The organism is Pseudomonas sp. Van50 (genome assembly GCF_055390755.1).
Window position 1 is genome coordinate 1,499,413 of record NZ_AP024343.1, and the last position, 24,812, is coordinate 1,524,224.

General features: G+C 62.7%; 24 protein-coding genes. 11 read left to right on the forward strand and 13 right to left on the reverse strand.

Features of this window, described 5'->3' with window-relative positions; genetic code table 11:
* Positions 1-38: 38 nt before the first annotated feature.
* The 3 genes from ACZ5M5_RS06575 to ACZ5M5_RS06585 form a co-directional block, all read right to left on the reverse strand.
* The gene (locus tag ACZ5M5_RS06575; protein WP_464738792.1) at positions 39-1,727 is read right to left on the reverse strand and encodes an ATP-dependent DNA ligase; all 1,689 of its coding nucleotides are present in this window, start codon (positions 1,725-1,727) and stop codon (positions 39-41) included.
* The gene (locus tag ACZ5M5_RS06580) at positions 1,724-2,755 is read right to left on the reverse strand and encodes a ligase-associated DNA damage response exonuclease (protein ID WP_464738793.1); all 1,032 of its coding nucleotides are present in this window, start codon (positions 2,753-2,755) and stop codon (positions 1,724-1,726) included. The genes ACZ5M5_RS06575 and ACZ5M5_RS06580 overlap by 4 nt, the downstream gene beginning before the upstream one ends.
* Before the next feature lie 234 nt (positions 2,756-2,989).
* Positions 2,990-5,440: a penicillin acylase family protein gene (locus ACZ5M5_RS06585; protein WP_464738794.1), complete on the reverse strand. Its 2,451-nt coding sequence runs from the start codon at positions 5,438-5,440 to the stop codon at positions 2,990-2,992.
* Between the two features lie 207 nt (positions 5,441-5,647).
* Here ACZ5M5_RS06585 and ACZ5M5_RS06590 point away from each other — a divergent pair, with 207 nt between their 5' ends.
* Complete coding sequence (locus ACZ5M5_RS06590; RefSeq protein ID WP_464738795.1) at positions 5,648-6,205, forward strand: cysteine hydrolase family protein; 558 nt, start codon at positions 5,648-5,650, stop codon at positions 6,203-6,205.
* A 133-nt stretch (positions 6,206-6,338) separates the two neighbouring features.
* On the opposite strand, the gene ACZ5M5_RS06595 is transcribed toward ACZ5M5_RS06590, so the two are convergent.
* The 4 genes from ACZ5M5_RS06595 to ACZ5M5_RS06610 all read right to left on the reverse strand — a co-directional run bounded on the left by ACZ5M5_RS06595 (position 6,339) and on the right by ACZ5M5_RS06610 (position 8,116).
* The gene (locus ACZ5M5_RS06595) at positions 6,339-6,566 is read right to left on the reverse strand and encodes an SEC-C metal-binding domain-containing protein (RefSeq protein WP_464738796.1); all 228 of its coding nucleotides are present in this window, start codon (positions 6,564-6,566) and stop codon (positions 6,339-6,341) included.
* A 5-nt stretch (positions 6,567-6,571) separates the two neighbouring features.
* Positions 6,572-7,057, reverse strand: coding sequence for an LEA/WHy family protein (locus ACZ5M5_RS06600; RefSeq protein WP_060738920.1), 486 nt, complete (start codon positions 7,055-7,057; stop codon positions 6,572-6,574).
* 70 nt (positions 7,058-7,127) lie between these two features.
* Positions 7,128-7,616, reverse strand: a complete 489-nt coding sequence (locus ACZ5M5_RS06605) for a YchJ family protein (RefSeq protein WP_060738919.1) — start codon at positions 7,614-7,616, stop codon at positions 7,128-7,130.
* A 2-nt stretch (positions 7,617-7,618) separates the two neighbouring features.
* Entirely contained in the window at positions 7,619-8,116 is a 498-nt protein-coding gene (locus ACZ5M5_RS06610; RefSeq protein ID WP_060738918.1) for a DUF6231 family protein, read from the reverse strand.
* A 192-nt stretch (positions 8,117-8,308) separates the two neighbouring features.
* Between ACZ5M5_RS06610 and ACZ5M5_RS06615 the strand changes: the two genes are divergently transcribed.
* The 4 genes from ACZ5M5_RS06615 to ACZ5M5_RS06630 all read left to right on the forward strand — a co-directional run bounded on the left by ACZ5M5_RS06615 (position 8,309) and on the right by ACZ5M5_RS06630 (position 10,990).
* Entirely contained in the window at positions 8,309-9,004 is a 696-nt protein-coding gene (locus ACZ5M5_RS06615) for a PA1041 family peptidoglycan-binding anchor lipoprotein (protein WP_464738797.1), read from the forward strand.
* Between the two features lie 90 nt (positions 9,005-9,094).
* Positions 9,095-9,820 (forward strand): PA1041 family peptidoglycan-binding anchor lipoprotein, encoded by a 726-nt coding sequence (locus tag ACZ5M5_RS06620; protein ID WP_060738916.1) that lies wholly within the window; start codon positions 9,095-9,097, stop codon positions 9,818-9,820.
* 146 nt (positions 9,821-9,966) lie between these two features.
* On the forward strand, positions 9,967-10,239 hold the full coding sequence (locus tag ACZ5M5_RS06625; RefSeq protein WP_060738915.1) for a DUF1145 domain-containing protein: 273 nt from the start codon (positions 9,967-9,969) through the stop codon (positions 10,237-10,239).
* Positions 10,232-10,990, forward strand: a complete 759-nt coding sequence (locus tag ACZ5M5_RS06630; protein WP_060738914.1) for a hypothetical protein — start codon at positions 10,232-10,234, stop codon at positions 10,988-10,990. Before ACZ5M5_RS06625 ends, ACZ5M5_RS06630 begins: the two co-directional genes overlap by 8 nt.
* A gap of 125 nt (positions 10,991-11,115) precedes the next feature.
* Here ACZ5M5_RS06630 and ACZ5M5_RS06635 read toward each other — a convergent pair whose 3' ends face one another.
* Complete coding sequence (locus ACZ5M5_RS06635; protein WP_060738913.1) at positions 11,116-11,580, reverse strand: CopD family protein; 465 nt, start codon at positions 11,578-11,580, stop codon at positions 11,116-11,118.
* A gap of 99 nt (positions 11,581-11,679) precedes the next feature.
* On the opposite strand from ACZ5M5_RS06635, the gene dinG reads away from it, so the two are divergent.
* The 4 genes from dinG to pdxH all read left to right on the forward strand — a co-directional run bounded on the left by dinG (position 11,680) and on the right by pdxH (position 17,132).
* The gene (gene dinG, locus ACZ5M5_RS06640) at positions 11,680-13,824 is read left to right on the forward strand and encodes an ATP-dependent DNA helicase DinG (RefSeq protein WP_060738912.1); all 2,145 of its coding nucleotides are present in this window, start codon (positions 11,680-11,682) and stop codon (positions 13,822-13,824) included.
* Positions 13,825-14,061: 237 nt separating this feature from the next.
* Entirely contained in the window at positions 14,062-15,207 is a 1,146-nt protein-coding gene (locus ACZ5M5_RS06645; protein WP_060738911.1) for a serine hydrolase domain-containing protein, read from the forward strand.
* Between the two features lie 117 nt (positions 15,208-15,324).
* Positions 15,325-16,461, forward strand: coding sequence for an OmpA family protein (locus ACZ5M5_RS06650; RefSeq protein ID WP_464738798.1), 1,137 nt, complete (start codon positions 15,325-15,327; stop codon positions 16,459-16,461).
* Between the two features lie 23 nt (positions 16,462-16,484).
* Positions 16,485-17,132, forward strand: a complete 648-nt coding sequence (pdxH, locus tag ACZ5M5_RS06655; RefSeq protein WP_060738909.1) for a pyridoxamine 5'-phosphate oxidase — start codon at positions 16,485-16,487, stop codon at positions 17,130-17,132.
* Here pdxH and ACZ5M5_RS06660 read toward each other — a convergent pair.
* Complete coding sequence (locus tag ACZ5M5_RS06660; protein ID WP_060738908.1) at positions 17,080-17,364, reverse strand: hypothetical protein; 285 nt, start codon at positions 17,362-17,364, stop codon at positions 17,080-17,082. The genes pdxH and ACZ5M5_RS06660 overlap by 53 nt on opposite strands.
* Before the next feature lie 170 nt (positions 17,365-17,534).
* Between ACZ5M5_RS06660 and ACZ5M5_RS06665 the strand changes: the two genes are divergently transcribed.
* On the forward strand, positions 17,535-17,999 hold the full coding sequence (locus ACZ5M5_RS06665; RefSeq protein ID WP_024776354.1) for an outer membrane lipoprotein: 465 nt from the start codon (positions 17,535-17,537) through the stop codon (positions 17,997-17,999).
* Between the two features lie 1,070 nt (positions 18,000-19,069).
* Here the strand turns inward: ACZ5M5_RS06665 and nhaA are convergent.
* Positions 19,070-20,257 (reverse strand): Na+/H+ antiporter NhaA, encoded by a 1,188-nt coding sequence (gene nhaA / locus ACZ5M5_RS06670; RefSeq protein ID WP_060738906.1) that lies wholly within the window; start codon positions 20,255-20,257, stop codon positions 19,070-19,072.
* 269 nt (positions 20,258-20,526) lie between these two features.
* Between nhaA and ACZ5M5_RS06675 the strand changes: the two genes are divergently transcribed.
* Positions 20,527-21,621, forward strand: a complete 1,095-nt coding sequence (locus ACZ5M5_RS06675) for a PLP-dependent cysteine synthase family protein (protein ID WP_464738799.1) — start codon at positions 20,527-20,529, stop codon at positions 21,619-21,621.
* Between the two features lie 121 nt (positions 21,622-21,742).
* Here the strand turns inward: ACZ5M5_RS06675 and ACZ5M5_RS06680 are convergent, their stop codons facing one another.
* The 3 genes from ACZ5M5_RS06680 to ACZ5M5_RS06690 form a co-directional block, all read right to left on the reverse strand.
* A complete protein-coding gene (locus tag ACZ5M5_RS06680; RefSeq protein WP_092443776.1) occupies positions 21,743-23,356 on the reverse strand; it encodes an NAD(P)/FAD-dependent oxidoreductase in 1,614 nt (537 codons plus the stop codon).
* Positions 23,357-23,429: 73 nt separating this feature from the next.
* Complete coding sequence (locus ACZ5M5_RS06685) at positions 23,430-24,104, reverse strand: COG3650 family protein (protein ID WP_464738800.1); 675 nt, start codon at positions 24,102-24,104, stop codon at positions 23,430-23,432.
* Between the two features lie 61 nt (positions 24,105-24,165).
* On the reverse strand, positions 24,166-24,765 hold the full coding sequence (locus tag ACZ5M5_RS06690) for a short chain dehydrogenase (protein ID WP_060738903.1): 600 nt from the start codon (positions 24,763-24,765) through the stop codon (positions 24,166-24,168).
* Positions 24,766-24,812: the final 47 nt, after the last annotated feature.

Genomic DNA, 24,812 nt, shown 5'->3' on the forward strand with positions numbered 1-24,812 from the left:
GCAAGCTTTGCTCCCACAGAGTGTTCGCCACCGAGGTGCTACTTCAACATATCCTGCAGCGTCGCCAACGTGTCGGCTTCATCGACGCCCTTGTCCTGGCGCCAGCGCAGCATCCGAGGAAACCGTACGGCGATCCCACTCTTGTGGCGCTTGGACAAGGCGATGCCTTCGAAGCCCAGTTCGAACACCAGGGTGGGGGTGACGCTGCTCACCGGGCCGAACTTCTCAACGGTGGTCTTGCGCACGATGCTGTCGACCTGGCGCATTTCTGCATCGGTCAGCCCTGAATAGGCCTTGGCGAATGGCACCAGGGTGCGCTCGCGAGTGTCTGGCGGGTTGTCCCACACGGCGAAGGTGTAGTCGCTGTAGAGGCTGGCGCGTCGGCCGTGGCCGCGCTGGGCGTAGATCAGCACCGCGTCGACGCTGAACGGGTCGATCTTCCATTTCCACCACACGCCCATGTCCTTGGTGCGACCGACGCCGTACAGCGCGTCGCGGGCCTTGAGCATCATGCCCTCGACACCGAGGCTGCGAGAGGCTTCGCGCTGCCGGGCGAGGTCGAGCCAGTCCTGCCCGGTTATGATCGGCGAGGGCAATAGCACCGGGCTGTGGATACGGCCGATCAGTGCTTCCAATTGTTCGCGGCGCTCGGCCTGGGGGCGGCTGCGCCAATCCTCGCCCTGCCATTCCAACAGGTCGTAGGCCATTACCACCACGGGGGCGTCGTCGAGGATTTTCTTGCCCAGGGTCTTGCGACCGATGCGCTGCTGCAACAGGGCGAAGGGTTGCACCGCCGGCTGCAACGGTGCGTCCGGGTCGAAGGCGTCCTCGGTGACCGACTGGGGGGCTTTCCAGACCACAATTTCACCGTCGATCACCGTGCCGTCAGGCAACGCCTGGGCCAGTGAGTGCAATTCCGGAAATCGTTCAGTGACCAAGTCCTCGCCTCGCGACCAGACCCACAAATGGCCGTTGCGCTTGATCACCTGGGACCGGATGCCGTCCCATTTCCATTCCACCTGCCAGTCGCTGGCCGGCCCCAGCAGCACGTCGAATTGCTCCACTGGCGCAGACAACGCATGGGCCAGGAAAAACGGATAAGGCTGGCCGCCGCGCTGGGCATGTTCATCGTCGGACTCGGCCGCGATCAGCTTGAGGTAGCTGGCGGCCGTGGGACGATGGGACAGGTCGGTGTAGCCCACCAGACGTTGGGCCACCCGTTTGCTGTCCAGCCCGGCCATGGTCGCCAGGGCCCGGGTCACCAGGAGTTTGGATACGCCCACCCGGAAACTGCCGGTGATGAGTTTGATGCAAAGCATCAGGCTCGGCCGGTCGAGCTGCGCCCACAGCGCCGGAAGCCGTTCAGCCAGGACGTCGGGCGACTCACCGCGCAACGGCAGCAGTTTCTCTTCGATCCACAGCGCCAGGCCTTCATCGGAGCTGTGGGGCGATTCGGGTAATACCAGCGAAATGGTTTCGGCCAGGTCGCCCACCGCCTGATAACTTTCTTCGAACAGCCAGAGCGACAACCCGGATACCCGGACCGCCAACTCCCGCAGGATTTTTACCGGCACCAGTTGCCGTGGACGCCCACCGGAAAGGAAATACACGGCCCACGCCGCATCCTTGGGCGGGGCTTTGCTGAAATAGTCCTGCATGGCGGTGAGCTTGGCATTGCTGGAGGTGGTGGCGTCCAGTTCGGCGTACAACTCGGCGAAGGCTTTCATGGCGCCTCCTCACCGCTGTGGGTGGCCGTAGCGAGGTCTTCTTCGTCGTCGCCGTATTCGGTGGTGAACCCTTGGGCATCGAGGCCTTGCTCGCACAAGTGGCGCACCAGTACGGCGACTGACCCGTGGGTGACCATCACCCGTTCGGCGCCGGTCTGTTCGATGGCCCAGAGCAGGCCAGGCCAGTCGGCGTGGTCGGACAGCACGAAACCCCGGTCCACGCCGCGCCGCCGACGTGTACCGCGCAGGCGCATCCAGCCGCTGGCGAAGGCGTCGCTGTAGTCGCCGAAGCGGCGCATCCAGCTGCTGCCTCCGGCAGAGGGCGGGGCGATGACCAGCGCCTGGCCCATGATCGGGTCGTTCTTCTGGATATCGCCGACATAGATCGTTGGCGGGAGATGAACCCCGGCCTCGCGGTAGACCCGGTTCAGCGGTTCCACCGCGCCATGGGCCAGGATCGGGCCGAGGCTTTCATCGATGCCGTGGAGAATGCGCTGGGCCTTGCCGAAGGAATAGCAGAACAACACGCTGGCCCGGCCGACGGCGATGTTCCCGCGCCACCACTGGTTGATCTCGTCGAAAATCTGCACCTGGGGTTGCCAGCGGTAGATCGGCAGGCCGAAGGTGGATTCCGTGATGAAGGTATGGCATTTCACCGGTTCGAACGGGGTGCAGGTGCCGTCAGGCTCGACTTTGTAATCCCCCGACGCCACCCAGACCTCGCCTTGGTATTCCAGCCGTACCTGGGCTGAGCCCAGCACATGGCCGGCGGGGTGAAAGCTCAAGGTTACGCCATGGTGCGACAGGCGTTCGCCGTAGGGCAGGGTTTGCAGGTTGATGTCCTGGCCCAGGCGTGACCGCAGGATGCCTTCGCCGGGTGCCGCTGCCAGGTAGTGTTGGTTGCCGCTGCGGGCATGGTCGCCGTGGGCGTGGGTGATGACCGAGCGTTCCACCGCCCGCCACGGGTCGATGTAGAAATCCCCGGGCGGGCAGTACAAGCCTTCGGGGCGGGCAATGACAAGATCCATGCAATCACCGGAGCGATGGGCTTGTCAGGTAGAGGCGCGGGTGAGGGGGGAAGTTCTATCGGATTTAGTGGGGGGTGGACTGAACCCGTGGCGAGGGAGCTTGCTCCCGCTCGGCTGCGCAGCAGTCGTAAACCGGCTGATGCGGTCTGGCTGTAGACATGCAGGGGGCTGCTTCGCAGCCCAGCGGGAGCAAGCTCCCTCGCCACAAATACTATCTCCAGTCCCGGGCTGCAGTTACTTGCCAGGCACCAACGTCAACCGCGTCTTGCCGTACGCCCGATCGAAGTTTTGCGATTGCAACGGCAGGCTCTGGTACTGCCCCTTGATCCACGGATCGATGCCATTGGCATAGTGCGGGCTGACCGGGTTGCCGGACTGGCCGGCGCCGTCCTGGATCATTAACGGTTCGGGCTGGCCGAAGTCAACGATAAAGCGCATGGCCGGCGCCAGGGTGGTGGTGAAATCCTGGCCCCAGGCGAACGCTGCCGTGTTGAGCGTGGTGGTGTCGCCACCGGCCGGCAGCGGGCCACGTACGACCTGGCCATTGCTGTTCTTCCAGGCGTAGCGGTGCAATTGGCCCCATTGCCAGGCCTTGTGGTCACCGCCCAACTGGCTGTCACCGGCGTTGATGGTAGCGGCCAGGCTGCGGGCGAGGATAACGGCCTTGTCTTCTTTCTGAGGGGTGCGCACATCGTCCCAGAACGGGCTGTCTTCACGCCCCAGCAGATGATCGGCCTGGGCCGAGTAGGACAATTGGCCGTTGGCGACCAGCGCCTGCCACGCCGGGCTGCTGTCCGGGCCCAGCTCGTCGAGGAAAATCTGCTTCATGCTTTCCTGCAGGAACAGTTCATAGATCGCCGCGTCGGCGGAGGTCGGGCTGAGCCGGCCATCGAATGCCATCAAGCGGGTATAGGCCTCGCGAGCCTTGGCCCGGTCAGCCACCGGCAGGGCCTCGATGGCCTGTTTGAGCGGCTGGGTCATGCCCGGCGCTTCGAAGACTTGCTTGAGCTTGGCCGCGAACGTCGTGCTCTGGTCGTATTGCATGGCGGTCAGGCTGCGGGTGTCGTGCTTGCCTGCGCCGGCCAGTTCGGCCATGCGTTCGCCACGCTCCGGCGAAGCCCAGGAATTGGACAGTTGCATGCCGTAGCCATGGGGAATGACCCGTTGGTTGGCCGTGCCGAGCCAGCCTTGGGCCGGGTCTTGATCGTAGGGGTGCAACATCGGGTCGGCGTAACCGTCCCAATCGTAGCGACCTTCCCAGCCCGGCGACGGCAACAGACCCTCGCCTTCACGGCGGTTCGGGTAGCGACCGGTGACTTGCCAGCCGATATGGCTGGCGTCGGCAAAGACCAGGTTCACGGCCATGGCGCGGATTTCCCGGCTGGCGTCGGACGCTTTCTCGACGTTTTGCGCCCGGGACAGGTCGAAGAAGGCGTCCAGGGTCTTGTCGTCGCTGAAGCTCGGTGTCTGCAAGGCCAGGCCAAAGCCGTTGGCCATGGCGGTGCCTTGGGCGCTGTTGAGCAACGGGCCGTGGCGGGTTTCGAACACCGCTTCACGAATCGGCCGCTGGCCTTTGATGAAGTAGGTTTCGTTGCGCACGATCGCCGGTTGCCATTTGCCGTTGACCTCGTAGGACAGACCATTGCCCTGGCGGCGGATTTTTTCCAGGAACAGGTCCTGGTTGTCCCCCAGTACGCTGGTCATGCTCCAGGCCACTTTGCCGTTGAACCCGGCCAGGATCATCGGGATGCCCGCCACGGAAACCCCGGCCGCCTGGTACTTGGGCGCACGGATCTGTACCGGGCTCCACAGCCCAGGCATGCCCAGCGGCCCGTGGCTGTCGCTGGCCAGCAGGCTCTTGCCGCTGCGGCTGCGTTGTGGCGCGATGGCCCAGTTGCTTGAAGACGCAGCACCCAACAGGTTCAGGCCGGCCAATTGGTGGGTGGCCTTGCTGATTTCGTTCAGGCCCGGGATCTGGCCATTGAGGCGCAGGCCCTGGAGCTTGTCGGCCTCGGCCACGGGCAGTTGCTCGTCCGGATAGGACGGGCTCAGCCAGGCGAGTTTGTCGTTGGTGACGGTCTGGGCCAGCACCAGGTTGGCGATTTCTTCCGGCAGGTTGGCTGACTGGCTGAAGTTCAGCAGACAGAACATCAGCGCCGAATCTTCCGGTTTCCAGTATTCAGGTTTGTAACCGGTGGCGGCCAGGTCCGACGGCAACTTGTCGCGGTAGCGGAACAGGTAGGCGTTGACGCCACGGGCATAGACTTCGAAGAAGCGCTTGAGCCGCGGCGAAGACGCCTTGTACAGCTCGTCGGCGTTTTTCTTCAGGTTGACGGCGCGCATGTAGCGGTCGACCTCCAGCCGTTCGGCGCCGGACATCTCTGCCAACCGTCCTTGGGCGAGCAGGCGCAGGGTCACCATCTGGGTGATACGGTCGCTGGCGTGGACGTAGCCAAGGGTGAACAAGGCGTCATGGAAGCTGTTGCTTTCGATCAGCGGCATGCCCGTGGCGTTGCGGCGGACCGAGACGTTCTGCGCCAGCCCCTTGAGCGGCTGCACACCGGACGTGGGCGGGACCGTGTCCTGGGCATTCCAGGTCTGGCATCCGCTCAAACCGAGCACACTGGCCACCGCGGCGGCAACACCGAGCCGGGGGATGAAGGAAATAGAGGCTGGCGAGGCCATGGCAAAGCTCCTGCGGGAGGGGGGTGGCACCAATAAAGGCGCTACGTTAGTGAGCAGGCGGGGGGCGCGCAAGCGGGGGCGAGGGTTATTTGTTGATTTGGCGATGAAAGCCCGGGACCGGGTCATCGCTTTTGCTCGAAGGCTTGCCTGTTGGAAGGGGTGATGCTCAAGTGTGGAACATACAAAGACCAAGCAAGAGAAACCGGCATGGATCTACAGAACGACGTGGCGCTGATCCTCATCGATCAACAAAAAGGCATCCTTCACCCCAGGCTCGGCCCTCGCAACAATCCCGAGGCAGAGCTGCGCATGCTGGAACTGCTGGCTTTCTGGCGACACACGGCGCGCCCGGTGATTCACGTCCACCACCTGTCCCGCTCGCCGGACTCGGTGTTCTGGCCGGGGCAGTCGGGGGTGGAGGTCCAGCCACGGTTCGAGCCGAAGGCAGGGGAATGGTTGGTGCAAAAGCAGGTGCCGGATGCGTTCAGTGGCACCCATCTGGAGCAAGACCTGCGTAAAGCCGGAATCAGGCAACTGGTGATCGTCGGTGTGGCGACGCACAACTCGGTGGAGTCCACGGCGCGTACCGCCGGCAATCTGGGATTCGATACCTGGGTGGCCGAGGACGCCTGCTTCACCTTCGACAAGAACGATTACTTCGGCAACGCCCGTTCGGCAGCCGAAGTGCATGCCATGTCCCTGGGCAACTTGCACGGTGAGTATGCGACGGTGGTCGGTGTGAAGCGGATTCTGCAGGCGGGCTGATAGATAGGTGCTGACAGCGCCGGCCTCATCGCGAGCAAGCTCGCTCCCACACGGGTTCTGCGCAATTTCCCTGTGGGAGCGAGCTTGCTCGCGATGACGGTCTAACAGGCGAAAAGCTTTTTCGCCCAGCCCCTCAAGCCCCGTGGCACTTCTTGAATTTCTTGCCATTGCCACATGGGCAAGGGTCGTTGCGACCGACATCCTTCAGGGCGTTGCGCACCGGTTCCTGGTGGGCGTGGCCGCAGTTCGGGCCGTGGACGTGGCCGTGGTCATGGTCGTGATGATGGTCGTGATGATGGTCGTGATGATGGTCGTGATCGTGGTTGCAATCAGGGCCGTGGACGTGGGGTTGCTGGGTCATCGGGGTTACTCCGCAATTAAATCGGCGGCGATTATCACGCCATTGCGCTCAAGGTGCACGTAGTGGGCGATGAATAATCCGGTTTCCAGCTCACCTTCCAGGCGATAGGGGATCTGTTCCCGGGGTTTCTCCAGCAGCTTCACCACTTCCCGCACCTGTGGCCACAGATTGGTGCGCACCGGCACCTTGAAGTAGGCGCTGTGCTTGGGGCGCACGGTGAACCAGTGCTCGTGCTCGCCTTCGGTCAGCAACAGGTCGCCCAGGTGGATGCGGTAGGTCAGGCCGCGAACGGTGAGGTCGCTGTCGCCGGGGTTGTCGACGCGAAAGTGCAGCGTGAACCTCTGCTCCACCAGCCGGGCCCGCACCACCTCGACTTTGACCAGATGCACCTGTGGTTCCGGGGCTTCTTCACCTCGCCAGGATGCACAGCCGCCGAACCCAACGAACAGCAGCAGGCAGGTGATGCGCAGCAAGAATGATGGAGGGGTCATGTCCGTGCCTCTGGTTTATCCCCAGTCTAGCCCTATGGGCCGATGGACGATTGTCGGACGTTTCCTAAAATCAGCGATTGAAGTAGCCGGCGCAGCACTTCTTGAATTTGTGCCCGCTGCCGCACGGACAGCTGTCGTTGCGTCCGGTCTTGACCGGCACGGTCGGGTCGATGAAGTACCAGCGCCCGTCGTTCTGCACGAACGAGGACTGTTCACGGTGGCTGTGCTCGCCCTGGCCGTCGTGCCAACGTGCCGTGAACGTGACGAAAGCGTGCTCCGGTTGACCGCCGAACACTTCGCTGCTTTCCACGTCCAGTCCCAACCAGGTGCTGTTGGCGCTCCACTCGCCGATGGACTGGCGGTCGAGGCCTTGCTGCTGGGCGGGCAGGGTAGTGGCGACCAGATAGTCCACCAGGCCCAGCACATAGGCGCTATAGCGCGAGCGCATCAAGGCTTCGGCGCAGGGCGCCGGATGACCGTCGTGGTAGTGGCCGCAGCAGGCCTCCAGTGAGTTGCCACTGCCGCAGGGGCAAATGGGCGAGTGCGAGCTTGTGTTCACGGTTACCACCAGTATTTTCCAAAGTTTTCCGGGTTGGCCCAAAAACGTGAGTTGAGCCAGTCGGGGACCTGTTTGTATTCAAGCAGATCGTAGGTGAACAGGGTCAGCACCTGATCTTCGCGCTGGAATCGCTCACTGGCTTGCAGGGCCAGGGAAAAAAAGTCCGTCTCTTGCCAGCCACAGGCGTTGAGGTCGGCCAGCACGGCGATGCGGCTGGCGTTGAGATTGCGGATGCCGCCCAACAGGTTCAGACCCTCGCGCTTGGGCAAATGCTCCAGGCAATCGAGCGCCAGGGCCAGGTCAAAACGTCGCGCCGCCACGTCCGCCGGCAGCGCGCCGGGGCCGGCGTGGACCACTTCGGTGTCGGGATGGGCCTGCTGGAATGCTTCGAGTGCGGGAAAGCCGCTGGCACCGATCAGCAGCAGTTTTTGCGGGGCGTAACGGTCAAGCACGGCCGCCAGGGCTTGCTGGGGGGTACGCGAAGAAATGGCAACGGTCATCGAAGTTCCTCAGTCAGAACCACCACGATAGCCTGCCCGGACAGCATGGCCTAGAGCGGTTTGTCTCTGAACGTGCGGAAACTTCGCAAACACGGGGCGAAAACCCGCGATTGCTCAGGCTGGCGCAGATACCAAGACGGGTCTTTACTCCCCTGAATCGGCGACAAGCCGATCCCTCAAGGAGAAAACCCGATGAGCATAGTTCGGACAGCGTTACCCCTGGTTCTGCTAACCAGTGTGTTGACTGGTTGCGCAGGTTTGCAGAAAACCGACTGGCCGACCTGTGCGGCCGTCGGCGGTGCGATCGGTGCGGGATTAGGCGCCATAGAAAGCACTTCCTGGGCTGGCGGCGGCGCGCTGTACGTTGGCGGCATGGCGGCAGCTTATTGCTGGGTGCACGGCGACGGCGACGAAGACGGCGATGGTGTGCCGGACAGCCGTGACAAGTGCCCGGGCACACCGAAGGGCGTGCAGGTCGATGCCGACGGTTGCCCGCCACCCGCCCCGGCGCCGGTGGTCGAAGAGCCGGTCGTGGTCAAGGAAGAAACCATCGTGATCCGCGACGTGCACTTCGAATTCAACAAAGCCACGCTGACTCCGGCCGACAAAGAGGTACTGAGCACGGTCGCCACCCGGCTGAAACAGGAAACGTCCACCGCGCAACTGCGGGTCACCGGCCACACCGACAGCGTCGGCAGCGATGCCTACAACCAGAAACTGTCGGAGAGACGGGCCAATTCGGTGGCGAAATACCTGGTTGAAAACGGCGTGCCGCAGGCCAGTTTTGTCTCGGTGTCCGGTGCCGGCGAGAGCCAGCCGGTGGCCGATAACAAGACCGCCGATGGCCGCGCGATGAACCGCCGTACGGAAATCAAGATAAACCGCTGAAACCCTTGTCATCCGCGGCTTGTTGAGTTGCGGATGCGGGTCTTTACTCCTGTGTGACCGGTATGGGCCGGTGACACAGGAGCCTTCACCATGAACGTTCTAATCAGGGCCGCCTTACCGGTACTGCTGGCAAGCAGTCTGTTGTCTGGCTGCGCCACTCACAGCGACGGCAGCGCACCCCTCAATCAACGCACCTGGCCAGTCTGTAGCCTGATCGGCGGCCTCGTCGGCGGCGGGTTGGGGGCCATTGAAAGCAGTGGTTGGGCCGCTGGCGGCGCTGCATTGGGGCTACTGGGTGGTGGCTTGATCTGCTACGCCCAGGATGGCGATGAAGACGACGACGGCGTGTTCGACCGCCGCGACCGTTGTCCCGATACTCCGGCCAATACCCCTGTCGAACATCACGGTTGCCCGCTGCCGCAATACCCGGCCAGTGCGCCACCGGTCGAACCGCAAGCACCGGCGAGCGAGGTCATCACCCTCAACGACGCGGGCAAGGTGCTGTTCGATTTCGACAAGTCCGACCTCACCGCAGACGCTCGAAGCCAGCTCGATGGGCTGATGGGCAAACTCAGCCATGCCAATGTCGCCAGCATCCGCGTGGTGGGCCACACCGACAGTGTCGGCACTGATGCCTATAACCAAGGGCTGTCCGAACGTCGGGCCAGCAGCGTCGTGGAGTATTTGCTGACCCAGGGGCTGGCCCCCGGCAAACTCACCAGCGAAGGCAAGGGTGAAAGCGAGCCGGTGGCCGACAATGAGACCGATGAAGGGCGGGCGCAGAACCGTCGGGTTGAATTGCATATCCAGCGCTGAGGCGCGGCCCAGGGCTGCCGGGTCGTCGGGAGGGCGATCCGGTGGGCCAGGGCCCGGGTTAGATTAAATTTACCGGACCCCCTGGCTTATCCTGCGCGCAAGCCGTTACTGTGCGGGCAAAGAATAATGCTCGATCAGGGGGGCGTATGAAGGTGTTTTGGGGGCTGGGGCGCTTGCTGACCCTGCTGTTCTGGCTGGTGGTGCTGGTCAATCTGGTGGTGCCGTTCGTCCATCCGCTGCATCTGCTGGTCAATGTCGCCGGCGGGTTTTTGCTGGTGCTGCATCTGCTGGAGCTGCTGGTGTTCCGGGCCAGTTTCCGTGGCCGCCCCGCGCCTGGCCGCGATCGCCTCAGAGTGCTGCTGTTCGGCATCTTCCACCTGCAAACCCTCCCGACCGCGCCAGAGGCTTCCCATGCGTAAATTGTGTCTGCTTGCCGCACTCGTATGCCCATGGGCTTCGGCCCAGGTGCTCCAGGTCGAAGGCCATTCGTTGATGCGCCTGCCCAACACCACCAGCACCCTGACCCTGGAACGACTGGACGTGGCCGATTACGGCACACTGCTGGTGCCTTCCAATGTCACTGAATTGACCATCGACCAGTTGCACCTGGGGCGTGAAGCGCGGATCGCCATCGTGCCGGCGCAGCAGGTACTGGAAATGAAAGTGGCCCAGGCTGAATTGGCCGAGGGCAGCCAGATCACTTCCCGCGGCGCACCGGGGACCTATACCAAGGCCGCGCGGCCGGGGCGTGATCTCAACCTGCGTTTCAAGGTGTTGAATGCTCCGTTGTTGTCGGTGGACGCCCGGGGCGGCACCGGTGCACCGGGTTTCGTCGGTCTTGACGGTGCCAATGGCCAGGCGCCGGGTTGCACCTGGGGTTCGGCCGGTCGCGGTGCCGACGGCAGTAACGGCAGCGATGGGCAACCGGGTGCGGCCGGTGCGCTGGTGCGCCTCGAAGTGCCTCGTGAGTATCCCGCCGAACAGATCAAAGTGACGGTGGACGGCGGTGCCGGTGGCGCGGCGGGACACGGCGGCAAACCCGGGGCGGGAGGCAAGGCCAAGGGGTGCCTGGTCTATACCGCCGATGGCGGTAAAAGCGGCCGTCCTGGCGCCGATGGCCAGCCAGGGCCTGCCGGAGCGGCGGGGGCGGTGACGGTGCAGCGGTTCTGACGAAAAATCTGATCTGAACCTGTGGGAGCGAGCTTGCTCGCGATGGCGTTGTGTCAGTCGATCAAGTATTGCCCGACGTGCCGCCATCGCGAGCAAGCTCGCTCCCACAGGGTTTTATGTGATTTTCAGAACATCGGCCGCGCCGCACCGATCGCCACCACCAGCAACCCGATCAACAGATTGATTCCCACCAACCGCCGGATCTTCCCCAGCACCGCCGCACCCGTCGGCCAGTCCTGTGCCGTCACGGCGTTACGCAATGCGGGCAGTTGCAAGCCCTGGATACGGATAAACAGCGCCGTCATCACCACGTACAACCCCATCATCACCTGCACATAACGCGGCGCGGTTTCGAAACCGGCGAAGCGCAGATGGATCAGGCCTACGCCGCTGATCGGCAAAAGTACGACCGCGACCCAGACCCAGACGAAAAAACGCTGAAACACTTCTACCCACAACGTGAGCCGGGCAGGGCCCTCAAGCGCCGTCATTGCGGCGGGGCGCAGGATCATCCAGGCGAAGAACATGCCGCCGACCCAGACCAGGGCCGCCAGTAAATGCAGGGTGTAGACAAGGGCAAAGGGTGTCATTGGGTTACTCCGTTCTGCGCAGGATTCATTAGCGGGGTATGATAGCCGCCGATCCGAACCACTGAAAATTTATCCAGCGTTTTTAGCGCCCGACCATTCATGATCAGCACCGAACTCAAAACCACGATCCAGGGCGCCTATTCGCGTTTTCTCGAAGCCAAGAGCCTCAAGCCGCGATATGGCCAGCGCCTGATGATTGCCGAAGTGGCAAAAGTCCTGGGTGACATCGACACCGACGACGAAGGCCGGCGCAGCGGCGAGCCTGCCGTCGTGGCGGTGGAGGCCGGCACCGGTACCGGCAAGACCGTGGCCTACAGCCTGGCGGCGATTCCCACCGCCAAGGCCGCCGGCAAGCGCCTGGTGATCGCCACGGCCACCATCGCCCTGCAGGAACAGATCGTCTACAAGGACCTGCCCGACCTGATGCGCAACAGTGGGCTGAACTTCACGTTCGCGCTGGCCAAGGGCCGCGGGCGCTACATGTGCCTGTCCAAGCTCGACATGTTGCTCCAGGAAGGCCACGCGCAGACAGCCACGGCCCAGTTGTTCGAAGAAGAAGGCTTCAAGATCGAGGTGGATGAAGCCAGCCAGAAGCTGTTCACCAGCATGATCGAGAAGCTGGCCGGCAATAAATGGGACGGCGACCGCGACAGCTGGTCCACGGCCCTGGAAGACGCCGACTGGTCCCGCCTGACGACCGACCATAGCCAGTGCACCAACCGCCATTGCCCGAACTTCGGCCAGTGCGCCTTCTACAAGGCTCGCGAAGGCATGGGCAAGGTCGACGTCATCGTCACCAACCACGACATGGTCCTGGCCGACCTGGCCCTGGGCGGGGGTGCGGTGCTGCCGGACCCGCGCGACACGATCTACGTGTTCGACGAAGGCCATCACCTGCCGGACAAGGCCATCGGCCATTTCGCCCATTACACCCGGCTGCGTTCCACCGCCGACTGGCTGGAAACCACCGCCAAGAACCTCACCAAGCTGCTGGCCCAGCATCCGTTGCCGGGTGACCTGGGCAAGTTCATCGAGCAGGTGCCGGAGCTGGCTCGGGAAATCAAGACGAACCAGCAGTTCATGTTCACTGCGTGTGAGCAAGTGGCCGATTTCAAGCCCGGCGAAGACGTCGAGGGCCGCGAGCGGCCACGCCATCGCTTCGTTGGCGGAGTGATTCCTGAACACATGCGCGAAATGGGCATCGAGCTCAAGAAAGGTTTCGCGCGCCTGACCGACCTGTTCACGCGCCTGACCGACCTGCTCAAGGAAGGCATGGACGGCGAGGTCAACATCGGTATCGCCAGCAACCAGGCCGAGGAGTGGTACCCGCTGTTCGGCAGCCTGTTGTCCCGATCCCAGGGCAACTGGGAGCTGTGGACGGCATTCACCGTCGAAGACCCGGAAGACAACCCGCCGATGGCGCGCTGGCTGACCCTGGCCGAAAGCGGTTCGCTGTTCGACATCGAGGTCAATGCCAGCCCGATCCTGGCGGCGGAAATGCTGCGGCGCAACCTGTGGAACGTGGCCTATGGCGCGCTGGTGACGTCCGCCACGCTGACCGCCCTGGGCACGTTCGATCGCTTCCGCATGCGCGCCGGCTTGCCGAAGAAAGCCGTGACCGCCGTGGTCCCGAGCCCCTTCCATCACGCCGACGCCGGCGTGCTGCGGGTGCCCGACCTCAAGGCGGACCCACGGGATGCCGCCGCCCACACCGCGGCGATCATCCGCGACCTGCCGGAACTGGTGGAAGGCTCACGGGGCACGCTGGTGCTGTTTTCCTCGCGCAAACAGATGCAGGACGTGTTCGATGGCCTTGATCGTGACTGGCGCAAGCAGGTGTTCATCCAGGGCAACCTGTCGAAGCAGGAAACACTGAACAAGCACAAGGCACGGGTCGATGGTGGGGACTCCAGCGTGCTGTTCGGCCTGGCGAGCTTCGCCGAAGGCGTGGACTTGCCCGGTGCCTATTGCGAGCACGTGGTGATTGCCAAGATCCCTTTCTCGGTTCCTGACGACCCCGTGGAGGCAGCGCTGGCCGAGTGGATCGAGGCCCGCGGTGGCAACCCGTTCATGGAAATCTCCGTGCCGGACGCTTCGCTGAAGCTGGTCCAGGCGTGTGGCCGCTTGCTACGTACCGAAGAGGATCGCGGCACCATCACCTTGCTTGACCGACGGCTGGTCACCCAGCGCTATGGCAAGGCGATCCTCAATGCATTGCCGCCGTTTCGGCGGGAGATTACCTGAGGCTGCTGCGATTTCACGGTGAAGCAATGTATTTGTGGGAGCAAGGCTTGCCCGCGATGAAGGCACCAGGGTTTCAGAAAGACCTCACAGGCCTCGTCGCGGGCAAGCCTTGCTCCCCCAGGTTCTTCTTGCCACAGGGGCATGCTTAGCCAGCCGTCCTGTAGCGGTTCCCAAATGACCTAATGCCTGAAACAATGCCAGCCACTCTGAAAAGTCTTTGTTTCAAGGGAGTTACGGGTGCAAATTCAAGGCCATTACGAACTTCAGTTCGAGGCGGTGCGTGAAGCGTTCGCGGCGCTGTTCGATGATCCCCAGGAGCGCGGCGCGGCGTTGTGCATCCAGGTGGGTGGCCGCACGGTGATCGACCTGTGGGCCGGTACCGCCGACAAGGATGGCCATGAAGCCTGGCACAGCGACACCATCGCCAACCTGTTTTCCTGCACCAAGACGTTCACCGCCGTTACCGCCCTGCAACTGGTGGCCGAAGGCAAGTTGCAGTTGGACGCCCCGGTAGCCCGCTACTGGCCAGAGTTTGCTGCGGCCGGCAAGCAATCCATTACCCTGCGTCAACTGCTCTGCCACCAGGCGGGGCTGCCGGCGCTGCATGAATTGCTGCCGCCCGAAGCGCTTTATGACTGGCAAGCCATGGTCGATGCCCTGGCTGCCGAAACACCTTGGTGGACGCCGGGCGAAGGCCACGGTTATGCCGCGATCACTTACGGCTGGCTGGTGGGCGAGCTGTTGCGCCGGGCCGATGGGCGTGGCCCTGGGGAGTCCATCGTCGCCCGGGTCGCCAAGCCGTTGGGCCTGGATTTCCACGTTGGCCTGGCCGACGACGAGTTCCATCGCGTGGCCCACATCGCCCGTGGCAAAGGCAACGTCGGCGATGCGGCGGCCCAGCGCCTGCTGCAGGTGACGATGCGCGAGCCGACGGCCATGACCACCCGTGCCTTTACCAACCCACCGTCGATCATGACCAGCACCAACAAGCCGGAATGGCGGCGCATGCAACAACCGGCGGCCAACGGCCACGGCAATGCCCGCAGCCTGGCCGGGTTCTATGCGGGGCTGCTGGACGGCAGCCTGCTGGAAGGTGAAATGCTCGACGAACTGACTCGCCAGCACAGCTTTGGCGAGGATAAGACGTTGTTGACCCAGACCCGTTTCGGCCTGGGTTGCATGCTCGACCAACCGGATGTGCCGAACGCGACCTACGGCCTCGGCCCACGGGCGTTCGGTCATCCAGGGGCCGGGGGCTCCATCGGGTTTGCCGATCCCGAACATGACGTAGCGTTCGGTTTCGTGACCAATACGCTGGGGCCTTACGTGTTGATGGACCCGCGCGCGCAAAATCTTGCGCGGGTGCTTGCCGCTTGTCTATAAAACGCCATTGAAGGCCATGGACACAGGAACCTCGTGTCCTTTTCAGTTTCGAAGCGTCTGTTTATGCGGCCAAAACATGGCCTTGTTTTTTCATTTAGATCATTTTGTGGATATCCAATGTCATCGAATAAAACCCTCGCTCTGGCGCTGTGCTTCGCTATCACCGGTTGCGCACAAAACCCACAAAATGATGCCGAGGGCAGCAGTGGCTGGTGGCCGTTCGGCTCTTCCGACAAGGTGGCGGCCAAGGAAACGGCGCCAGCGGCGCCTCTGAAGCCTGCCGCCGTCGCACCGCAAGCCAAGGCCGAGGGCGCCAGCCACTGGTGGTGGCCGTTCTCTTCCGAGGAAACCGCCGCAGACGCTGCCAGAAAAGTCGAAGCAAAGGCAGACGCGCAAGCCAAGCCTGAGGCCAAGGCGCCGACAGCTGTTGCCAAGGCCGAAGCCGAGAGCAACGGCAAGTGGTGGTGGCCGTTCGGCGGCAAGGACCAGGAAACCGCCAAGGCGGTGCCGATGCCCGATCCGAAAGTCACCCAGGCCTGGCTCGACGACTACGAGCCGAAGCTGCGCACGGCGATCCAGGACAGCAAGCTCGAACTCGAGCGCCGCGATAATGTGCTGGTGGTCACCGCGCCCGTGGACGGCTCTTTCAACCCGGACCGTCCGGCCATGTTGCTGCCCGTGACCCTCGGCCCGTTCACCCGCGTGGCGAAGATCCTTGAAGCCGACCCGAAGACCGCCGTGCTGATCCTTGGTCACGCCGACACCTCGGGCGCCGCACCGGCCAACCTCAAGCTCAGCCAGGAGCGTGCCCAGTCCGTGGCGGCGATTTTCCGCCTCAGCGGCCTGCAACGTGATCGCCTGATGCTGCGCGGCATGGGCGCCGTGGCGCCACGTGCGGCCAACGACAGCGTTGAGGGCCGCGCCTTGAACCGTCGTGTGGAATTGCTGGTCACGCCGGCCAACACCATGGTTGCGCTGCTGAGCAAGTACAACATGCCGGCCCCGGCCCCAGTGACGATGGTTGCGGCCCAGGATGTGAAGCCTGCTGCCGCGGCGCCTGCGCCTGCGGCTAAAAAAGCGGTGGCCTCGACCTCCAAAGCCTCGACCAAGAAAGCACCGGCCAAAAAAGCTGCGACCAAGGCGCCTGCAAAGAAGGTCGCGGCCAAGCCCGCTACCCCAGCGAAGAAGCCTCAACCGGCCAAAGCCGCTACCGATACCAAGAAAGTCGCGGCCGCCGATACCCCGAAGCAGTGATGGGCTAACACAAGGAATGCGCCATGACCCAACCGCTGGCTGATATGCGCCGCGACTACACCCGCGAAGGCTTGACCGAGGCGCAAGCCCCGGCCGAGCCGTTCGCCCTGTTCCACCAATGGTTCGCCGACGCGGTGAAGACCGAACAGGCCCCGGTGGAGGCCAACGCCATGACCCTGGCCACGGTGGATGCGCAGGGACGTCCGCACTGCCGGATCCTGCTGCTCAAGGGCCTGGATGCCCAGGGCTTCACGTTCTTCACCAACTACGACAGCGCCAAGGGCCAGCAACTGGCTGCGAATCCATTCGCGGCCATGACGTTTTTCTGGCCGGCCCTGGAACGCCAGGTACGTATCGAAGGCAAAGTGGTCAAGGTCACGGCGCAAGAATCGGACGCTTATTACCAGGTTCGCCCGCTGGGCAGCCGGCTCGGTGCCTGGGCTTCACCCCAGAGCCGGGTGATTGCCGGGCGCGACGAACTGGAAGACCTGCTCAAGGCCACCGAGCAGCGCTTCAGCGACAGCCAGCCACACTGTCCCGAGCATTGGGGCGGTTATCGCCTGCTGCCCGAACGCATCGAGTTCTGGCAGGGCCGTCCGAGCCGCCTGCACGATCGCCTCAACTATCGCCTGCAAGGGGCGCAGTGGACTCGCGAGCGTCTGGCGCCTTAGCATCGGGATAAGCTGCCGCGGCGGTCTGGAGCCATTGCGGCAGGTCTCGGCGCTTGATGCCTTGTGCCTGGGCACGGGCCAATTGTTGCAGCATGTAGGTTTTCTTCTGCCCATCCGGCCCCGCCAGCGAAAGCGCCAGATCGCGATCCACCCAGCGTTTGATCCGCGCGTACAGCCACCAGTGGAAGTACAAACCGGCCACGGTGGTGGCGACGATAATGAAATAATCCATGAAAAATTCCAGGGTTGATGACGCAGGTTTCGGAAATTGACGCTACTGTTTGGTGAATTTTTCGGGCGCGCCTGTATCCCACCTGAATGAAAACAATTTTATCCCGGCGAGGCCGTGACAGGCGTCAAGCTGCGGAGTTTAATGAATCCCTGTCTTTTGGAGTTGATGCTATGCGTAAGTCTGTTTTGCTGGTTGCTTCCTTTTCCACGATGGCGATGTTGCTCACTGGCTGTCAGTCGAGCCTGACCGGTGACTCCTACTCCCGTGACGAAGCGCGTCGCGTGCAGACGATTCGCATGGGGACCATCGAATCCCTGCGTCCGGTCAAGATCGAAGGCACCAAGACCCCTATCGGCGGTGCGGCCGGCGCTGTTGTCGGTGGTGTAGGCGGTAGTGCCATCGGTGGTGGCCGTGGCAGCATCGTCGCTGCCGTGATCGGCGCCGTGGCGGGTGGCCTGATTGGTTCCGCCACTGAAGAAGGCCTGACCCGCACCCAGGGTGTGGAAATTACCGTTCGTGAAGATGACGGCAGCATGCGTGCCTATGTGCAGCAGGTTCAGGAAAACGAGGTGTTCCGTGTGGGTGAGCGGGTTCGTATTTCCACTGTGGGTGGTACGAGTCGCGTATCGCACTAAGTGGGAGTGGGTAAGATCCTTTGCCGATCAATACCTTGGTGTACGGGCGGGACTCTTAAGTTGGTGTGTATATCCATTGCTGCGGTAACGGCTACTTAGGGTTCCGCTCTTACAGCGGGTCACTTTTGAAAAGCGCAAAAGTAACCAAAACGCTCTTGCCCCACCACTCGGTGCCTCGCCTAGGCTCGGCATGCCCGAACGCAGGCATTGCTCCGTGGGCCGCCGCGAAGGGCCATCCATGGCCCAGCGCGGCTACCTCGGCATCCATGCCGAGGTGCCCACTGCGCAATGCCTGCGTTCGGCCATCGTGGTTAACGGGGCGCCCCAGATCAAAAGCCGAAGCGAGGCGGCCTTATAGCCGGCCTGGTTGGGGTGGGACCGCGTTTCTCCTGTGGGAGCGAGCTTGCTCGCGATAGCGGTAGTTCAGTTACATAGATGTTGGACCTGCTGTCGTCATCGCGAGCAAGCTCGCTCCCACAATGGTTCTATGTTTTATATAAGTTTTGTGCTCGCTGAGAACTTGATGCGAGCCTGCTCGCGATACTTGCTATTCAACTTAGATGCTTGCTCTTGCTCTTGCTCTTGCTCTTGCTCTTGCTCTTGCTCTTGCTCTTGCTCTTGCTCTTGCTCTTGCTCTTGCTCTTGCTCTTGCTCTGCTTTAGATGTTGATCTCGGCGCCCCATTAACCACGCTGGCTGAACGAAGGTATTGCGCAGTGGGCAACCCGGCATGGATGCCGGGTTAGCCGCGCTGGGCCATGGATGGCCCTTCGCGGCGGCCCACGGAGCAATGCCTTCGTTCAGGCATGCCGAGCCTAGGCGAGGCACCGAGTGGTGGGGGCAAAGCGTTTTTGGTTACTTTTGGCGCTCTTCCAAAAGTGACCCGCTGTAAGAGCGGAACCGTCAGCAGCCGTTACCGCAGAAACGGATATACACACCAACCCTACTTCTACTTGTTCATTAATTGCTACTTTCCTAAATACCGATAGGGACGGATATCGAGGCCCCGACTCGACTTAAAGACAGATTGCTACACCGAAACGATGTAGCGATCTGTCGTGTTGGAAAGTATCAGGAAGACAACGCAGCCCGCTTGCGACTGGCCGCCGCCGTCACCGCATAACCCAGCAACGCCGCCAGGATAGAGCCCGTGAGGATCCCCATCCGGTCCATGCCAGCGTAGTCACTCACACCCGGTTCGAACGCCAGGGAGCCGACGAACAGGCTCATGGTGAAACCAATCCCGCACAGGATCGCCACGCCCAGTACCTGGCCCCAATTGGCACCGGCGGGTAGGCTGGCGATGCCGATTTTCACGGCCAGCCAGGTCAGGCCGAAGACGCCGACGGTCTTGCCCAGCAACAGGCCGATGGCGATGCCCATCGGCACGTCATGGGTGAAGCTCTCTACGGTGACGCCGCTCAGGGACAGGCCGGCGTTGGCGAAGGCGAACAGCGGCAGGATGCCATAGGCCACCCAGGGATGCAGGGCATGTTCCAAGGAGAGCAGCGGCGAAGTCTCGGCGTTTTTCGTGCGCAGCGGAATGCAGAACGCCAGGGTTACCCCGGCCAGCGTGGCATGGACACCGCTCTTGAGCACGCAGACCCAGAGGATCAGGCCCACGACCATGTAGGGCCCGAGCTTGATCACGCCCATCCGGTTCATCGCCACCAACACGGCGATGCAGGCGGCTGCCAGCATGAGCGACAAGGTCGACAGGGCGCCGGAATAGAAGATGGCGATGATGATAATGGCGCCCAGGTCATCGATGATCGCCAGGGTCATCAGGAACAGTTTGAGCGACACCGGCACCCGCTTGCCGAGCAAGGCCAGCACGCCGAGGGCGAACGCGATGTCGGTGGCCGTCGGAATTGCCCAGCCGGCGAGGGCGGCCGGGTTATCGCGGTTGAGAAACCAGTAGATCAGCGCCGGCACCACCATGCCACCAATCGCCGCCGCGCCCGGCAAGACGATTTGCGATGGCTTTGATAGTTGCCCGTCGAGGACTTCACGTTTGACTTCGAGGCCGATGAGCAGGAAGAACATCGCCATCAGGCCGTCGTTGATCCACAGCAGCAGGGGTTTGGCGATCTTCAGGGCGCCCACCTGGGCGACCACCGGGGTGTCGAGCAGGCCGTTATACAACCAGGACAGCGGTGAATTGTTGATGACCAGGGCCAGTACGGCGGCAGCGATCAGCAGCAGGCCGCTGGCAGCCTCCAGTTGAAAAAAACGTGTCAGAGAATTGCGTAGAGCCACGATCGCTCTCCATGTATCGAATCAAAAAGATGGCACACCCTAACCCGTACTGTTAGTTGTTAAAACAAAAGTTATATTCTTTTTTGTTATATGGCGTTACAAGGCCTGCGCCACGCAGTCGGCAGTTACGGACCATATTGGACCTTAGCTGTACCTGTGCGTGATGTCGGTTTTTTCCTAAGCTGGCGTCTGGTTTTTCCGAACTCAAGCCGTGCCTGCACGACCGCGTGATCTCCCCACGCCGAATACGATCAGTGAGCAAACACACCATGAACGACCACCGCCAGTGGGCCCGTGAAGCGATCCGCATCATCGAGGCAGACTTCCAGCGCAGCGCCGATACCCACCTGATTCCGCTGCCGCTGCCTGGCCTGCCGGGCATCGAGCTGTACTTCAAGGATGAGTCCAGTCATCCCACCGGCAGCCTCAAGCATCGGTTGGCCCGCTCGTTGTTTCTCTATGCGCTGTGTAACGGCTGGCTCAAGCCCGGTGCGCCAGTGATTGAGGCCTCCAGCGGCTCGACGGCGATTTCCGAGGCTTACTTCGCCAGGTTGCTGGGCCTGCCGTTCATTGCGGTGATGCCGGCGACCACCTCCAGGGAAAAAATCGCACAAATCGCTTTCTATGGCGGCCAGAGCCATCTGGTGGATGATCCTACGCAGATCTACGCCGAATCCGAGCGCCTGGCCCGCGAGCATGACGGGCATTTCATCGACCAATTCACCTATGCCGAGCGTGCCACGGACTGGCGGGCCAATAACAACATTGCCGAATCGATCTTCCAGCAGATGCGCTTCGAGCGGCATCCGGAGCCCACGTGGCTGATTTCCAGCCCCGGCACCGGCGGCACCACGGCCACCCTGGGACGCTATGTCCGTTACCGCCAGCATGGCACCCGCGTGCTGTGTGCCGACGCCGAGCGTTCGGTGTTCTTCGATTACTACCGCAGTGGCGACGCCAGCCTGCGCCTGGATTGCGGTTCACGCATTGAGGGTATCGGCCGGCCGCGAGTCGAAGCGTCGTTCCTGCCGAACGTCATCGATGCGATGGTCAAGGTGCCGGACGCCTTGTCGCTGGCGGCCATGCATTACCTGGCCGAGCGTCTGGGACGACGGGTCGGTGGGTCCAGCGGCACCAACCTGATCGGCGCGCTCATGGCGGCCCGGCAGATGGCGGATGGGGGGGAGTCGGGGTCGATCGTGGCGATCTTGTGTGACGGCGGCGAGCGCTACGCCACGACCTATTACGACCCGGCATGGCTCAAGGCCCAAGGCTATGAGTTGAGCGGGCTGATGGACATCGTAGCGGCGAGTGTGGAGCGGGGCGCGGCACTGCCAGAGAGTGTGTTGCGGGCCAATATCTGAATCTTGAAAACCCTGATCCCCTGTGGGAGCGAGCTTGCTCGCGATAGTGGTGGATCAGTCAACATCTGTGTTGAATGCCAGGCCGCCATCGCGAGCAAGCTCGCTCCCACAGGGCCAACTGTCAGGCTTCGAGACCGAGAATGTCCCGCGCCACGGCCTCGGCAATCCGGATCCCGTCCACCCCCGCCGACAGGATTCCGCCCGCATAACCGGCGCCTTCACCCGCCGGGAACAGACCCTTGACGTTCAGGCTCTGCAGCGATTCGTTGCGGGTAATGCGCAGGGGCGATGAGGTGCGGGTTTCGATGCCGGTCAGCACGGCGTCGTGCAGCGAGTAGCCGCGAATCTGTTTCTCGAACGCCGGCAAGGCTTCGCGGATGGCTTCGATGGCGAAGTCCGGCAAGGCCAGGGCCAGATCACCCAGGGACACCCCAGGCTTGTAGGAAGGTTCGACGCTGCCCAGTGCCGTAGACGGCTTGCCGGCGATGAAATCGCCCACCAGTTGCGCCGGGGCCTCGTAGTTGCTGCCGCCGAGCACGAACGCGTGGGACTCCAGGCGTTCCTGCAACTCGATGCCGGCCAGCGGGCCACCCGGATAATCCACTTCCGGGGTAATGCCGACGACGATGCCAGAGTTGGCGTTGCGCTCATTGCGCGAATACTGGCTCATGCCGTTGGTGACGACGCGGTTCGGCTCGGACGTCGCCGCTACCACGGTGCCACCCGGGCACATGCAGAAGCTGTACACCGAGCGGCCATTCTTGGCGTGGTGCACCAGTTTGTAGTCGGCGGCGCCGAGTTTCGGATGGCCGGCGTACTTGCCCAGGCGCGCGCTGTCGATCAGCGATTGCGGGTGTTCGATGCGGAAACCCACCGAGAACGGCTTGGCTTCCATATACACGCCACGGCTGTGGAGCATACGGAACGTGTCCCGGGCGCTGTGGCCGAGGGCCAGGATCACGTGTTTCGAATGAATGCGTTCACCGCCGGCCAATTCGACGCCGACCAGTTGGCCGTCCTCGATCAGCACATCGGTGACCCGCTGCTGGAAGCGTACTTCGCCGCCCAGGGCGCGAATCTGCTCACGCATGGTTTCCACCACGCCTGTTAGGCGGAACGTGCCGATGTGCGGCTTGCTGACGTAGAGGATTTCTTCCGGCGCCCCGGCCTTGACGAATTCGTGCAGGACCTTGCGGCCAAGGAATTTCGGGTCCTTGATCTGGCTGTAGAGCTTGCCGTCGGAAAACGTCCCTGCGCCGCCTTCACCGAACTGCACATTGGACTCGGGGTTGAGCACACTTTTGCGCCACAGGCCCCAGGTGTCCTTGGTGCGCTGACGCACTTCCGGGCCACGTTCGAGGATGATCGGCTTGAAACCCATCTGCGCCAGCAACAGGGCGGCGAAAATCCCGCACGGGCCGAAGCCGACCACGATCGGTCGCTCGCTCAAGTCGGCCGGTGCCTGGCCCACCACTTTGTAGCTGACATCCGGCGCTTCGTTGACGTTACGGTCATCGGCGAACTTGCGCAGCAGGCTGGCTTCATCACGCACCGTCAGGTCGATGGTGTAGATGAAGCACAGTTCGGAGGATTTCTTGCGCGCATCGTAGCTGCGCTTGAACAGGGTGAAGTCGAGCAGGTCATCGCTGGCGATGCCCAGGCGCTGCACGATGGCAGGGCGCAGGTCTTCTTCGGGGTGATCGATTGGCAGCTTGAGTTCGGTGATTCGTAACATGGCGGGGTCCGGTTCGCGGGATGCACAACTGCACCAGGGCGTGAACCGGCGATTATAAGCCAAAAGCTGTGAATCAGTCGTCGCGCGCGCCACCGAAGTAGGCGCAGCCGCGTTGGACCTGGCCGTTGACCCGTAACTCGGCGCTCATGTGTTGCACGCTGTCGTTGACACTGTCGACACAACGCGCAGGTGTGACCCACAGCTCGACTTTCTGGCCGTTGGCCTCGGTGCCCAAGTTGAAGCGGCCATCGCCCAATTGCTCCTCGACGTAAGGCACCGCCAGCGGCGGCTGGCCTTCGCGATCCAGCACCAGGCCCTTGCCACTGGCCTTGAGCGTCCATTCCGGGCTGTGTCCCGCGGCGCGCAGGATCACGCGTTTGAAGTCGACGTCTTCGCAAGCCGTCCCCGAGCGCTCCAGGCGATACAGTTGTTCAACGTCCAACTGACTGTCGGTGCCGGCCGCTGCGCTGGAAACGATACGGCCACGTACATCGGCAAACAGTTTGCCCTGGTCATCGGCCAGGCTGGCGGCCTGTTGCAGCACGCTGGTGCCACCGCTGTCGTTGACGATGTAGCGGCGCTGTTCCTGGCATGGCTGGAACACCAGTTTGCCGTCGGCCGCCGTGAGTTCGCCCTGCAGGCGTGTCTGGCCGGCGTGGGAGGCGCTCTGACGTGGGGTGTCGAGCAATTGGCAGCCGGTGAACAGCGGCAGGAGGGCGACAAACAGCAGGGAGCGGGCGGCACGCATCATTGGGTCTCCAGACAAGTGCCGCCACGTTACTCAGACTGATCCTGCATCACAAGGGGTGTTAGCCCACGTGAAAGGTCTGACCGGTTTGTAGGCCTTCGACGCTCTTGGCGTAGGCCAATGCCACATCCACTGCGGGGACGGGTTTGAAGCCACGGAAATAAGGCGCGTATTTGCCCATGGCTTCCAGCAGCACGTTCGGGCTCACCGAGTTGACCCGCAGGCCCCGTGGCAACTCGATTGCCGCGGCGCGCACGAAACTGTCCAGGGCGCCGTTGACCAGGGCCGCCGAAGCACCGCTCTTGATCGGGTCGTGGCTGAGCACGCCGGTGGTGAAGGTGAAGGATGCGCCGTCATTGGCGAATTCGCGACCGATCAGCAGCAGGTTGACCTGGCCCATCAGCTTGTCCTTCAAGCCCAAGGCAAAGCTGTCTTCGGTCATGTCGGCCAGGGGCGCGAAGGTGACGTTGCCGGCGGCGCAGACCAGGGCGTCAAAACGGCCAGTCTTCTCGAACAGGGCGCGAATCGAGGCGCTGTCGCTGATATCCACCTGCAATTCACCGCTGTGGCGGCCGATCCGAACGATTTCGTGGCGGGGCGACAGTTCTTTATCAATGGCCGAACCGATGGTGCCGTTGGCGCCGATCAAGAGGATTTTCATGAGCTGTTCCTTAATGGGTTGAACGAGTTTTCAGTCTAGAGGGGTTC

Bases quoted from the DNA above. Each gene is read 5' to 3' on its own strand.
- ACZ5M5_RS06575 (WP_464738792.1), bottom strand. From the start codon at position 1,727: ATGAAAGCCTTCGCCGAGTTGTACGCCGAACTGGACGCCACCACCTCC.
- ACZ5M5_RS06580 (WP_464738793.1), bottom strand. From the start codon at position 2,755: ATGGATCTTGTCATTGCCCGCCCCGAAGGCTTGTACTGCCCGCCCGGG.
- ACZ5M5_RS06585 (WP_464738794.1), bottom strand. From the start codon at position 5,440: ATGGCCTCGCCAGCCTCTATTTCCTTCATCCCCCGGCTCGGTGTTGCC.
- ACZ5M5_RS06590 (WP_464738795.1), top strand. From the start codon at position 5,648: ATGGATCTACAGAACGACGTGGCGCTGATCCTCATCGATCAACAAAAA.
- ACZ5M5_RS06595 (WP_464738796.1), bottom strand. From the start codon at position 6,566: ATGACCCAGCAACCCCACGTCCACGGCCCTGATTGCAACCACGATCAC.
- ACZ5M5_RS06600 (WP_060738920.1), bottom strand. From the start codon at position 7,057: ATGACCCCTCCATCATTCTTGCTGCGCATCACCTGCCTGCTGCTGTTC.
- ACZ5M5_RS06610 (WP_060738918.1), bottom strand. From the start codon at position 8,116: ATGACCGTTGCCATTTCTTCGCGTACCCCCCAGCAAGCCCTGGCGGCC.
- ACZ5M5_RS06615 (WP_464738797.1), top strand. From the start codon at position 8,309: ATGAGCATAGTTCGGACAGCGTTACCCCTGGTTCTGCTAACCAGTGTG.
- ACZ5M5_RS06620 (WP_060738916.1), top strand. From the start codon at position 9,095: ATGAACGTTCTAATCAGGGCCGCCTTACCGGTACTGCTGGCAAGCAGT.
- ACZ5M5_RS06625 (WP_060738915.1), top strand. From the start codon at position 9,967: ATGAAGGTGTTTTGGGGGCTGGGGCGCTTGCTGACCCTGCTGTTCTGG.
- ACZ5M5_RS06630 (WP_060738914.1), top strand. From the start codon at position 10,232: ATGCGTAAATTGTGTCTGCTTGCCGCACTCGTATGCCCATGGGCTTCG.
- ACZ5M5_RS06635 (WP_060738913.1), bottom strand. From the start codon at position 11,580: ATGACACCCTTTGCCCTTGTCTACACCCTGCATTTACTGGCGGCCCTG.
- dinG (WP_060738912.1), top strand. From the start codon at position 11,680: ATGATCAGCACCGAACTCAAAACCACGATCCAGGGCGCCTATTCGCGT.
- ACZ5M5_RS06650 (WP_464738798.1), top strand. From the start codon at position 15,325: ATGTCATCGAATAAAACCCTCGCTCTGGCGCTGTGCTTCGCTATCACC.
- pdxH (WP_060738909.1), top strand. From the start codon at position 16,485: ATGACCCAACCGCTGGCTGATATGCGCCGCGACTACACCCGCGAAGGC.
- ACZ5M5_RS06660 (WP_060738908.1), bottom strand. From the start codon at position 17,364: ATGGATTATTTCATTATCGTCGCCACCACCGTGGCCGGTTTGTACTTC.
- ACZ5M5_RS06665 (WP_024776354.1), top strand. From the start codon at position 17,535: ATGCGTAAGTCTGTTTTGCTGGTTGCTTCCTTTTCCACGATGGCGATG.
- ACZ5M5_RS06675 (WP_464738799.1), top strand. From the start codon at position 20,527: ATGAACGACCACCGCCAGTGGGCCCGTGAAGCGATCCGCATCATCGAG.
- ACZ5M5_RS06680 (WP_092443776.1), bottom strand. From the start codon at position 23,356: ATGTTACGAATCACCGAACTCAAGCTGCCAATCGATCACCCCGAAGAA.
- ACZ5M5_RS06685 (WP_464738800.1), bottom strand. From the start codon at position 24,104: ATGCGTGCCGCCCGCTCCCTGCTGTTTGTCGCCCTCCTGCCGCTGTTC.
- ACZ5M5_RS06690 (WP_060738903.1), bottom strand. From the start codon at position 24,765: ATGAAAATCCTCTTGATCGGCGCCAACGGCACCATCGGTTCGGCCATT.